Genomic DNA, 12,958 nt, shown 5'->3' on the forward strand with positions numbered 1-12,958 from the left:
CTATGTGCGGTATTGTCGGTGGCGTTGCAGAACGTAGTATTACCAATATTTTAATTGAAGGTTTAAAGCGCCTTGAATATCGCGGCTATGACTCTGCGGGTTTAGCGCTGGTCAATCAAGGCCAAGTTTTACGCGAAAGACGTGTCGGTAAAGTTTCCAATTTAGAAGAAGCCGTTAATCAATCGGGTATTCTAGGTTCTCTGGGTATTGCACATACACGTTGGGCAACCCATGGCAAACCCACTGAAGATAATGCACACCCGCACATTTCAGGCGATGTTGCTGTAGTCCATAACGGTATTATTGAAAACTATCAAGAACTCAAAGATGATCTTGAAGCTTTAGGCTATGTATTTACCTCACAGACCGATACCGAAGTGGTCGCTCACTTGGTGAAGGATGCCTTAAAGTCAACTCCAAGCTTGCTGGAAGCTGTGCAACAAGTCGTGCCTCAGCTTAAAGGGGCTTATGCACTGGGTATCGTACATACTGACCATCCAGATGAACTGATTACTGTGCGTGAAGGTTCACCTTTGGTCATTGGGGTCGGCATTGGCGAAAACTTTATCAGTTCAGATCAATTGGCTTTACTGCCGATTACCAATCGTTTTATTTACCTTGAAGAAGGTGATATTGCTCGTTTAACCCGCAATAGCATTGAAGTTTTTGTCGCTGGTCAACGGGTCGAGCGCCCAATCAAAGAATTAGATGCTGCCGTCAGTAATGCATCTAAAGGTGAATATAAGCACTACATGCTCAAAGAAATTTATGAGCAACCTGAAGCAATTCAACAAACCATTTCTCAAGCCCTAGATGGCAATGCACTGCGTGAAGATTTTCTTGCCAATGCAGTCGCTGATTTTCAAAAAATTCAGCAAATCCAAATCATTGCCTGCGGGACCAGCTACCATGCAGGCATGATTGCCAAATATTGGTTTGAACAACTGATTGATTTACCGTGCCAAGTAGAAATTGCGAGCGAATTCCGCTATCGCAGCCCTGTCATTGTCAATCACACGCTTTATGTCTGCATTTCACAGTCTGGTGAAACCGCTGATACTTTAGCCGCACTGCGTGATACCCAAAAGCGTGCTGCAGCAAAAGGTGCTGACATCACCACCATGACTATTTGTAATGTCGCAACATCATCTATGGTACGTGAGACCAATCATAGCTTGCTTACACTGGCGGGTCCTGAGATTGGTGTAGCATCGACCAAGGCGTTTACCACGCAGCTTGCAGCACTGATGTTATTGGTCCTAAAAATCGGTACAGTCAAGAAGAGCATTTCTGTACAGCATGTGGCTGATATTACGGCTGAACTTTGGCATACCCCTAAAGTAATTTTAGATACCTTACGTAATGACCCTGAAATTTTACGTTTATCTGAACTCTTCGTAGAGAAGCAGCACTGCTTATTCTTAGGTCGTGGCACGAATTTCCCGATCGCACTTGAAGGGGCGTTAAAACTCAAAGAGATTTCATATATCCATGCTGAAGGCTATGCCGCAGGTGAACTTAAACATGGTCCGCTCGCTTTAGTCGACAATGACATGCCTGTGGTCATTCTCGCACCGAAAGATGACATGCTCGATAAACTCAAATCGAATATGGAAGAGGTTCAAGCCCGTGGTGGTGAACTCTTTGTCTTTGCCGATGAAAATAGCGGCATTAAAGCCAAAGACCGTCAGCATGTGGTTTATGTACCAAGCATTAGCCCAATACTGGCGCCAATTGTTTATAGCGTGCCTGTACAACTGCTGTCTTATCATGTTGCAGTCCTTCGTGGTACGGATGTCGACCAACCTCGAAACCTCGCTAAATCGGTCACTGTAGAATAATTATTTAAATAAAGGCTGGGTTGTTGTTGTGTTCGTATAATTAAGTTTGTATCAAATAATTAAGTTTAGATTTAATTATTTTAGTTTGTACATTAATGAAATGAACAAACAAAACCCTACCCTGTAGACCTAGTGGTTCTACACCAAGTCTACAGGGTTTTTAATATAATTAAACTCAAATTAGCATCACACCAGAAATATAAAATTATTACCAATATATTCAATAATATAAATATGGAAAAAATCCCACCCTAGATTCAAAAAGCATTCCTTTTTGACCTCACCTTGAAAACATTTCATTTTATTTAAAGTATGCTTCGCCTTTCTGGGCAAGAATTCGCATTTTAAAGCGGAAGAATCTTATACAAACTTAATTTCATCTAAAATTAAAGATAGTAAATATTAATACAAACTTAATTTTAAAACCAAAAAACAATGAATAATATATATCAACAACTTAAGATAAAAAATAAAACAAACTTAATTAAATTACCATAATTAGACGCAGTATTTGGTCATAAAGCAAAATAAGGGTTAAGGAACTATGTGCAAACTCTGAATAAGTCTATTAGCTATTCCTGTTACTAGCAGCCCACCTTATTTAAAATGAGGTATTTCATTCACTGGATATATTAATGTTAATGGATTTGATGTTAATGAGATAAAGCCAAACCGCTGATAAAACTCCATAGCTTTTTGATCCTTAGCATGTATTACAACAAAATTAACACCAATAATTTGAGCAACTTTTGAAACTTGTTTAAGAGCATGTGCTAAAAGTACTTTTCCAACTCCTTGCCCCTGTGCTGCTTGATCAACGGCAAAGCGACCCACAACCACACAAGGTAAGGGATAACGAGGTAATCGTTTAGTGAGAACAGCATCAATCCCATCAAATCCTATAGAGGTACTTGATAGACAATAAAACCCCCTCACCTGTGCATCATCATCAATAGCAACATAGGTTTTACTTGTTCCTGATTTCTGATGTTGGGATGCGTATTGTTTTATGAACTTATTTAAATCATCTTGCCCACAATTAAATGATTTTTTCTGATGATGGGCTTGTAAAACCTCAATTTTCATCCAATAAACTCATTAAATTTTTCATCTCATCATTTGCAGGGCGCGGATTTTCAAGCAAATTCATTAACATATCACGATCAGCATTATTTACTTTTAACTCGTGATTAGATTTAAGTAATTCTTTTGCTCGTTCAAATGAGGATTGGATCATAAAGGAACTCACACTAAGACCCAATAAATTCGCAGCTTGCTCAATTACAATCTTTGCATCTACGGTTGAACGAACATTGATTCGTTCTGTTGCTAAGTTAGCCATATTTTCCACCAATTTGTACATCATAATGATGTACAAATTATAGCAGATTAAGGTAGTACTTTAAGATCCAAATTTACATATTTTGTTCTAAAATATTTGGAATAGAAAATAAACATTTTACTATGAACCAGAATGAATGGTCGGGTTTGAGTATGAATATGCAGTTGGTTTACATAAGAATATGCAACGATGTTTACTAAGATGTAATTTGAATACTTTTGCCTATCATTAACGTTTTTTAAACTCATTAATTGAGTACTAAAATACCAGATTAATTATTAAGTTAATGAATTAAAAGAATAATTAAATAAAAAATTATAAAATTTTGTTTGTATATAAATATATTTAAGTTTGTATGTTTTTGCCAAATACAAAATTACCCCCCTTCAGATATGATTAATTATCCACCAAACTCCACAGGTCTTCTGTATGACAAAAATTATAAAAAACTATGAGGAATTAGTAAAAGAAGGATATTGCCAAGGCCATGGACGCGATTATAAACCTTGCAAAACTGTTCATAACTTCAGTTCAATTGGTCGCTCTCATAGAGTACAAGGTCGTGTGAGTCAACGTCTTCACCACTTGTTTTCTGATCTAGAGCTATCTACCTTTTTACTGCTTGATTGGAATCAGAACGTTACAGATATTCGCGAACATTATCTTTTGGATATCTATGATCTTAACTCCATCTGTTCTCGTTTCCGAATGAAAAAAGTATCGGTTGACTATATGCCTTTTACCCTATCATCAGATTTTTTAGTAGATTTTGGTAAGTTTTCTATAGCCCTTGACACTCTTTACAGCAAGGATCTGAATAAAGCTCATGTTATTGAGTCATTAGAAATTAAACGTCGTTACTGGGAAGAAGAGCACAATACGCCGTTCAAACTGATCACTGAAAAAGACATTCCTGCTACGGTACTAGAGAACATTAAATGGCTGTATGTAGAAAAAAATGACCTTGAAATAACAAATCACATGATTGATCAAGCAGTTTATTTTATGGAAGAAATTAGCCAGTACCCTCAAAGCTCATTAATCCAATTTTGTAAGCATTCTGACCAAACTCAAAAAATGGGTATCGGAGCGACGCTCGCATTGTTTAGAAAATTATTTGCACTGCGAATACTTCAATTTAATCTAGAAATTTCGTACTTGGAGCTTAAACTCTCTGATATTCATGCAAGTAATTTGCTCCAGAATGAGAATACAGTCCATGCAACTAATTAATTCAGTTTACATCTTGAATTCAACACAATACCGAATACTCAAATTCTTACCGCAGTATACGGTATGGATTGCGATTGATAATAAAAATGCTTTTCCTGAACTCATTTTGTCTAAGGAACTTCAAACTCTCTCAGATGATCAAAGCCTGATACCAGCGCAAGATCCTTATGAATACTTAAAACGATTAAACTTGAGTGAAGATTCTATTCAACTCAAAAAAAGAGATGAAAACTTTTTAATTATTCAAGATTTAATTAATGATGAACAAGTTCTTATCAATACAAAAATCAGGACTGCAAAAATTAAAACTCTACATCTAGAGAAAGAAGTATCAATTAATAAAATTCTACGACTCCTAAGACGCTACTGGCAGCGTGGTCAAACTATAAATGCTTTGGTACCGGACTATGAAAACTCAGGTGGAAAAGGTCAAAAAAGAGCTATAGGTGATAAAAAAATTGGCAGACCACGCATCTATGAATCGAATGGAGGTAAGAATGTCACTGAACAGGTTGAATTATATTTTAAGAAAGCCATCGAAGAGTATTTAGTTCCTGTCAAAAAACAATCCATTAACGAAACTTATCTTCGGTTTAAAAGTGTATTTTCTAAGCACTTTCATCAAGTGCAAACCTCAGATATTCCAACCTATGCTCAATTCTATTATTTTTATAATACGCGATATAGAAATAAGAACAATTCCAAGGAAATTCTGACGAATCAGAAAACTCTGAAAGATCACAAACCTCTAACTTCAACAGCAACCAAGCAAGCAAATGGCCCTGGCGCACGTTATGAGATAGATTCAACAATCGCTGACATCTACCTTGTATCATCACGAGATCCATCACAGATTATTGGCCGACCTACCGTATATATTGTTATCGATGTATTCAGCCGGATGATTACTGGGCTTTATGTCGGTATGGAAAACAGTTCATTTAATACAGCCATACAATGCCTCAGCGTTGCAATCCAAGATAAAGTGACATTCTGTCAGAGTTATGGCTTGCAAATACAACCGGAAGACTGGCCTATTTATGGTTTACCTGGTGCCATACTTGCAGACCGCGGTGAACTCATTGGTTATCAAATTGAACTTCTTGAAAAAAACTTTTCTGTTCGAATTGAAAATGCACCACCGTATCGAAGCGATGCTAAAGGTATTGTAGAGAGGGCTTTCGGAATTATTCAGTCACGTTTTAAATCCTACGATAATATTGGTGTTGTCTCTGGATTCAAGGAAAAAAAGAAAGGCGGACATGATTATCGGCTAGAAGCTTGTCTGACTTTAGAAGAGTTCAGAAAAATCATATTAAGCTGCGTCTTGTTACGCAATAATTTTGATGTCTTGACTAAATATGATCGCAGTGCAGATATGCCGACTGACTTACCTTCTATCCCTATTAAGCTCTGGCAGTGGGGCCTACAGCATCGTACTGGGATGTTAAGACAAGTGGATAACAAATCACTATATGTTGGCTTGTTACCTAGGACCGACGCCTCCTTAAGTGACAAGGGACTTAAAGTCAAAGGCTTACTCTATCAATGTCTGGAAATGCATCAACAAAGCTGGTTTATTCGTAACACGACCAAATCCCGCCCGAAAAAGTTGCGGATTGGTTTTGACCCATACTCAGTAAATACCATTTATGTTTTCTTTGATGAAAATAAGTTGGAATACTGGGAAGCGCACTTAAGTGATGCCTCACGTCAATATCAGCATCTGACCTGGTGGGAAGCTGAACAAATTCAAAAAGCAATCAAAACTGTTGAAAAACAGCATTCACAACTAAAGTCCGTAGCCATCAGTGAATTGCAGGATTTTACTGACAAAATCATCCACACAGCACAGAGCCGGCAGGCTCAAGCAGGAGTTCACCAACTTTCTAAAGCACAACGTACTCGGGATATCCGTCAAAACAAACAAGAAGCAATTCAAGTAGAACGTGAGGAACATCTCCAAAATAGGTCCGTCAATTCTATCCGGACTATCCATCCCAACCAAGACAACCCTCCAACACCCCCATCTCACAGCAGCAATCTGGATTTGACCAGTCAACCAGACTTAATGAGACAATTATTTGAAGAGGACGATGAAGAATGAATAATAATGAAGTCGCGGTCAACACATCGATAGAAGATATCTATGGGGATAATCCTCTCATTACTCAATTACCGCCTATCCTTGATACGAAGTCGGTAATTAAACACCTACGAGGGAAACTGAAATTTCTTCCAAAACAGCGCTTTTATGCGCAACAAGAAAGAATCCATTTAATCGCTCAATTACCTCATGATTTTTTCCAGCCATTGACTAAACATTTATCCCTTGAGCAAAAAATTTCTATTATGATTCGGCAAGGTTATGTGAGTAGAAACATCACTAATGGGGATAGAAATCGACATTTACACGCTGCTTTTCAGCAACTAGAACCATCAAATGAAAGCTCTTATCGCTACGCACCTCCAGAGTCGACTGCAACTAGCATGTCAATTATAGGATGTTCGGGAAGCGGTAAAACAACGACAATGAACAAAATTTTGCGTTATTACCCGCAAGTGATTGAACATAGAGAGCTGGGATTAAAACAAATTGTTTACCTTAAAATTGATTGTCCGCATGACAGCTCTTTAAAAAACTTATGCTCAAACTTTTTTAGAGCAGTAGATTTAGCATTAGGAGATACAAACTTCGAGCATCGTTTCACCAGAAGTCGCTTAAATGTGAATGCTATGCTGCAGCAGATGAAAATTATCGCAAATAATTATTCTATTGGACTTTTAATCATTGATGAAATCCAGCATTTGAATACAAAAAAATCTGGCGGGGCTGAAATCATTCTTAATTTCTTTGTTACCCTTGTGAATGTGGCATCCATTCCAATTGTGATGATTGGGACACCCAAAGCCAATGAAATTCTGCAAGAAGATTTAAGATCAGCTAGACGCAGTGCAGGATTAGGCTCTTTAATCTGGGAACCTATGCGCAATGAAGCACCCACTCCCGATCTTAGCACCCCTGATCAAATGATCATTTCTGAATGGTATGCTTTCACCAACACGCTGTGGCAATATCAATGGGTTCAACAACCAGCTGAACTGACCGATGAATTAAGAAACACTTGGTATTATTATACGCAGGGCATTCCAGATTTAGTGGTTAAACTGTTCTGCTTGATGCAGATTCATGCCATCACCATTGGTCTGGAAAAAATTACATCTGAACTTTTTAAAAAAGTCTACGAAGAACAATTACAGCCAGTCCACGATATTTTGGATGCACTCCGCTCAGGCAACCCCACACGTATTGCACGATATTCTGACTTAACGATCCCTCAAGTTCAAATTGAGGAATATGTTGAACAACAACGTTTCAAAGCTGCATTAAAAACGGAAATACAGCGTAAAGATCTAGGACCGCATTATTCTACCCTCATTGGTATGCTGACAGCCTTTGATTACCCGGCTGCTACAATAGAACAGTATGTTACTTCTACATTAAAACGATATCCAAACGAAAAATTAAAGACACTCTTCCAGCATATTCTGGATGTATTAGACAGCCCTGTAGCAGAAGATAAGTTTAAACAGCATCAAACCACGACTCTGGCAAGGAAGCCACGTACATCTCGTAAAGTCATGAAGCCGGAGGAATGGAAGAGCACTGAAGCCAATGACTTAAGAAATTTTTTCAGTCAAGCACAAGAAAAGGAAGTCGATGTTTATGAGCTATTAAAATCATCTCACTATTTGTTTGATCCCACCTCTCCTGTGTTGCATTAAACAAAAATAGAGAGTAAGTGTATTATGATTTCAAATTTTCCAATACCATATCCAGATGAGTTAATTTACAGTGTGATTGCACGTTATGCTATTCACAATGGAATTTTAAGTCCCAAATACCTTACTGAAGAATTATTCAATAATAGAAATTTGACGCCAACTTACGATTTACCGTCTTACATAGACAAATTGGCCAGTTATCTACCCGATTGCTATGATGCAATCCATTTAATCAACCAGCACACCTTATTACCAATTTACCAACCATTTCAACCTGATACAGTGATGCGTTATGCTGTACATGTATTGCAGGGTGAACAGTATCAATCATTACATACCAAGTTGGGAAAAAATGCGTCGCGAATTAAATCTGTGAATTTTTTTCGGTTCTGTCCGCATTGTTGGCAAGAACAGATGGAACAATATGGTGAAGTGTATTGGAAACGTAGCTGGCAGATTACAGGATATGAATATTGTATAAAGCATGAATCTGCCCTTTTTGTCAGCGCTGTTCCTTGCAATGGGCTAGACCGAAGATTTTATAATGCTCATTTAAATGTCCTTATTGACTCCTCACAACTTTTTATTAATTCACAAGACTTAAAGCGTCATCTAGAGTTAGCAAAAATAATCGAGGATCTACTTATTCAATCGAGCCATATTGCAGTACAAGATGTATCGATTTTATCAAATGCCTACTTCAATCTATTGAAAGACAGAGGCTTACTGTCAGGTCAAAAAAATATCAATTACGAAAAAGTCCGTCAGCTTGTTGTCGATTATTGGGGCGAAAGATTTCTTCAATATTATCAATTAGGTGATCTGAGCTCTGAGAACTGCTGGCTCAAGAATATCTGTAGAAAACATCGTAAAGCATTTTCTTATCTTGAGCATCTCATCGTATTAAAGGCACTTGTTTCCGAACAAAGTCCTATTTATACATACCAACAGTATTTGGATCTAGCGACAGTAGGTATAGAGGAACAAGCCATTCCTGTCACTGTAAAACACAAGACTTACCAAGTCCTGTCAGATGATCAACTGAAATGGATACAATTGATTCAGGATATGTCAGTCAAACTAGCTCGTAAACATGATGGTGCACTGTACGCACGTTTATATCGCAATCATAAAGATTGGCTGTTACAAATCAATCAAACCGCTATCATGACACCACTCTCTCTACCCAAACCACGTGTCGATTGGAGTATTCGGGATCGTCAGTTTATGAAACAATTGATTAAAATACGTGATGAATTATTAGAAGACTTAGACTCCCCACAATGGACCAAAAAGTTTTTAATTAAACAACTCGGGCATGTCAGCGTAATTGAAAAAAACTGGCATTTTCTGCCGTTGACCAAAGCATTTTTGGAGCGCTACGCTGAGTCGGTGGACTGTTATCAAATACGTCGTCTGACTCGAACATATATTCGTCAACAAAGTAAGAATAAATACTATCCATCGAGTGTTTTTTTACGTAAATCAGGATTAAGTGAGCAACGATTAACGCCAGAAGCACATCGATTTTTTAATAATATTTGGGAAGAAATAAAAAATGAGTGATTGTTCAACCGACTTTTTACCAAAAGAGATGATTTACTATACTGCGACAAAAATTAGTCGACGCGGTCAAACTCGGTTTGATATTGATACTCATTTGTTTAACCCTATTATTAAACGTCCTATTCAACTTAAATTACCGATTGAGAGTGTTCTTCCATACCGCTATAGAACCCAAATTGATGCCTCTCCTACAAAATTATTCACTCACACACTTGAACATGTAAATTTCACAACATTTAGAACTATTATTTTACCGGAGGGTGAGGATCAAAAAATACATGAAGGCCGGATATGTTTTGAATTTAATTACTACTCAACAGTTTTAAAGAAAAATATAACTATTCAAATACCTAAGCTTATCTTGGCCCGCGATTTATTTTTCTCTCATCCTTATTTAATTCGGGCGGCACTTTTTGCAGAAAATTATTCAACCGATGTTTTAGTGGATAGAAATGATGAAAAGGCTATTCATATTAATATAGCAAAAAACAAAAAAATTATGAACGCAGATGTCTCTGATCCTCATTTTTTGAAGAAGCTCGCTTTAATTTTATTACAGCCTGATTTAAATAAAGCCTTCCTTAGTATTTATCAGAAAACAATTATTGATCAAAAAGGCGCTAAAAGTTTTAATTTTGACATGGAAGCTCCTGATATCAGAAATATTGATCTAACAGTAGATGGAATTTATGATAAAGAAACAGGTATTTACAGAATTGAGCGCATTACATCTTTCAAAAATCTTGATACAGCTATCAACCGCCCTATTCAATTTCATTTCACTTCAAAAAGAATCATACAACAGGTCAAAAATGCTCAAGGGCAAGGTTCAAACAAACCAAAACCAGCGAGTCAACCTAAAGAGAAATTGAATAAAAATGCTGAGGCAGATATCGATAAACTACTGGCCAAGCTAAGAAACCTACCTGGAGAAATTTATACAATTGAAGAATTAAAAATTTCTTTAGAGAAACCTCCTGCTAAAACTGTAGTACGTATAAGACGAAAGCAAATGGATAAAGATCAAAATCAAGAAGAAGGATTTGCTGGTGGAGAAGGAGATATAGAGGGTACAGTGTCTGGATTTACAACAGAATCAGAAATTCAACTAGAGCGAGTCACTTATAAAGACTTGATTAAACTATTGGAGCAAATTGAAGAAAAGGGATATAAAACCAAAGAAATCAAGAACTCACCTTTTAAAATATATAAACGTTTCAGAGGCCATAAGTTTGCAAACAATCAATTACGCTACTTTTATGTCTATAAAATTTTTAATATAGAAAATAACCATCAATTTTATTTGTGTGAAATTGATACTTCAGATGGTAAAAAAAATATCTCCACCTTATTACTCCCATATGAAGAAAAAACTCAACGATTAATTGAGACAGATTTGGATATATTAAACAATTCGATACTGTCTCAATCACTCAGTTGGCCTAAAAAGTTTCTATCTGAAGTGAGAGGTATTACTGCAATAACTACAATTAATCATCCTTCCAAAAAGGAAGAAATAGAAGATGTAAATTATTACACTGACTGGGCGGAGCGGATCTTGGCAAAGGTAAAATCGATATAAATTTCACTAAGGGCTAACATATAAAATAGCATGCTGAAGTACCAAACTTTAAAAATTAGATGAAAGAGCACTCTATACACTTAAACATCTATTTTTAAAGAAGATATAAAAGTTAACCAGTAACTTGGCATATAGGAACTATTTTCCTCCTATAATTATACTTCCCTCACTTCTCAGAAGTTATTTAGAGAATTCAGATGACAGAACTGACTTGCTTCAAAGCCTATGACATTCGCGGCAAACTCGGCACCGAGCTCAATGAAGAGATTGCCTATAAAATTGGCCGTGCTTATGGACAGATTTATCAGCCTAAAACGGTGGTCATCGGCTGCGATATCCGTCTCAGCAGTGAAGATTTAAAACAAGCCACCATCAAAGGTCTGAATGATGCGGGTGTTGATGTTTTAGATTTAGGTATGACGGGGACTGAAGAAGTCTATTTCGGTGCCTTTCATCTCGATGTTCAAGGTGGGATCGAAATCACGGCAAGCCACAACCCGATGGACTATAACGGCATGAAATTGGTCCGCGAAAATGCACGTCCGATTGGAGCGGATTCAGGGTTAAAAGAAATTCGTTTATTGGCTGAATCAGGCAACTTTAATGAAGTCATCACTAAAGGCAAAACTGAAAAATACAATATTCTGCCTGAATATATTGATCATTTAATGTCGTATATTGATCCTGCAAAAATTCGCCCACTCAAATTAGTCATGAATGCGGGCAACGGCGCTGCTGGTCATGTGGTTGATGCCATTGAAGCAAAGTTCAAACAACTTAACCTTCCAGTAGAATTGATTAAAATTCATAATGATGCTGATGGTACTTTCCCGAATGGTATTCCCAACCCGATTTTAGTTGAAAACCGTGACAGTACTCAAAATGCAGTGCTTGAACATGCTGCGGATATGGGTATCGCGTGGGATGGTGACTTTGACCGCTGCTTCTTATTTGATGAAAAAGGTCAATTCATTGAAGGCTATTATATTGTCGGTCTATTGGCACAAGCATTCTTACTGAAACAATCTGGTGAGAAAATTGTGCATGACCCTCGCCTGGTTTGGAATACCTTTGATGTGATTGAACAATACCAAGGTGAAGCGATTCAGTCTAAATCAGGGCACTCATACATTAAAGAAAAAATGCGTGAGCATAATGCTGTCTATGGCGGCGAGATGAGTGCGCATCATTATTTCCGTGATTTTGCTTACTGTGACAGCGGTATGATTCCATGGTTATTGGCAATTTCCGTACTCTCAGAAACCCAACAAACCCTGTCTTCACTGGTTGAAGGCATGATTGAAAAGTTCCCTTGCTCGGGTGAGATCAATTTTAAAGTTGCAGATACTCAAGCCACGATTCAAAAGCTTTTTGATCACTTCTCAAATCAAAATCCAAGTATTGACCACACAGATGGCGTAAGTTTAGATTTTGGTGCTTGGCGCTTTAATGTTCGAGCATCGAATACAGAGCCATTATTGCGATTAAATATTGAAAGTCGTTTAGATCGACATCCAAAGCCGATGCAAGACTATGTGGATGAATTGACTCGGTTGATTCAAAGTTAAGTATATTCATCCTAAAATAAAAAGCCATTCAAGCAATTGA

9 protein-coding genes are annotated in these 12,958 nt (G+C 37.3%); 7 read left to right on the top strand and 2 right to left on the bottom strand.

The genetic code is table 11. The annotated features are described in order from the left end of the window. Nucleotides 1-2 precede the first annotated feature (2 nt). Nucleotides 3-1,841: a glutamine--fructose-6-phosphate transaminase (isomerizing) gene (gene glmS, locus AC4CUZ_RS03155; protein ID WP_490747202.1), complete on the top strand. Its 1,839-nt coding sequence runs from the start codon at nucleotides 3-5 to the stop codon at nucleotides 1,839-1,841. A gap of 597 nt (nucleotides 1,842-2,438) precedes the next feature. Here the strand turns inward: glmS and AC4CUZ_RS03160 are convergent. Then, the gene (locus tag AC4CUZ_RS03160) at nucleotides 2,439-2,927 is read right to left on the bottom strand and encodes a GNAT family N-acetyltransferase (RefSeq protein ID WP_005401637.1); all 489 of its coding nucleotides are present in this window, start codon (nucleotides 2,925-2,927) and stop codon (nucleotides 2,439-2,441) included. Continuing rightward, complete coding sequence (locus tag AC4CUZ_RS03165; RefSeq protein ID WP_017396924.1) at nucleotides 2,917-3,183, bottom strand: type II toxin-antitoxin system TacA family antitoxin; 267 nt, start codon at nucleotides 3,181-3,183, stop codon at nucleotides 2,917-2,919. The genes AC4CUZ_RS03160 and AC4CUZ_RS03165 overlap by 11 nt, the downstream gene beginning before the upstream one ends. A 429-nt stretch (nucleotides 3,184-3,612) precedes the next feature. Between AC4CUZ_RS03165 and AC4CUZ_RS03170 the strand changes: the two genes are divergently transcribed. The 6 genes from AC4CUZ_RS03170 to AC4CUZ_RS03195 all read left to right on the top strand — a co-directional run bounded on the left by AC4CUZ_RS03170 (nucleotide 3,613) and on the right by AC4CUZ_RS03195 (nucleotide 12,918). Then, nucleotides 3,613-4,416: a TnsA endonuclease C-terminal domain-containing protein gene (locus AC4CUZ_RS03170; RefSeq protein WP_348960185.1), complete on the top strand. Its 804-nt coding sequence runs from the start codon at nucleotides 3,613-3,615 to the stop codon at nucleotides 4,414-4,416. Continuing rightward, nucleotides 4,403-6,523, top strand: coding sequence for a TnsB C-terminal domain-containing protein (locus AC4CUZ_RS03175; RefSeq protein ID WP_490747203.1), 2,121 nt, complete (start codon nucleotides 4,403-4,405; stop codon nucleotides 6,521-6,523). Before AC4CUZ_RS03170 ends, AC4CUZ_RS03175 begins: the two co-directional genes overlap by 14 nt. Then, nucleotides 6,520-8,202 (top strand): AAA family ATPase, encoded by a 1,683-nt coding sequence (locus AC4CUZ_RS03180; protein WP_125274161.1) that lies wholly within the window; start codon nucleotides 6,520-6,522, stop codon nucleotides 8,200-8,202. The genes AC4CUZ_RS03175 and AC4CUZ_RS03180 overlap by 4 nt, the downstream gene beginning before the upstream one ends. Nucleotides 8,203-8,226: 24 nt before the next feature. After that, nucleotides 8,227-9,768: a TnsD family Tn7-like transposition protein gene (locus AC4CUZ_RS03185; protein WP_490747204.1), complete on the top strand. Its 1,542-nt coding sequence runs from the start codon at nucleotides 8,227-8,229 to the stop codon at nucleotides 9,766-9,768. Beyond that, nucleotides 9,761-11,350: a Tn7-like element transposition protein TnsE gene (locus AC4CUZ_RS03190; RefSeq protein WP_490747205.1), complete on the top strand. Its 1,590-nt coding sequence runs from the start codon at nucleotides 9,761-9,763 to the stop codon at nucleotides 11,348-11,350. The genes AC4CUZ_RS03185 and AC4CUZ_RS03190 overlap by 8 nt, the downstream gene beginning before the upstream one ends. A gap of 197 nt (nucleotides 11,351-11,547) precedes the next feature. Next, nucleotides 11,548-12,918 carry a phosphohexomutase domain-containing protein gene (locus AC4CUZ_RS03195; RefSeq protein ID WP_490747206.1) on the top strand — a complete coding sequence of 457 codons (1,371 nt, stop codon included), beginning with the start codon at nucleotides 11,548-11,550 and terminating at the stop codon, nucleotides 12,916-12,918. The last annotated feature ends 40 nt before the right edge of the window (nucleotides 12,919-12,958 follow it).

It is taken from the genome of Acinetobacter sp. 789_lipA (assembly GCF_058242845.1).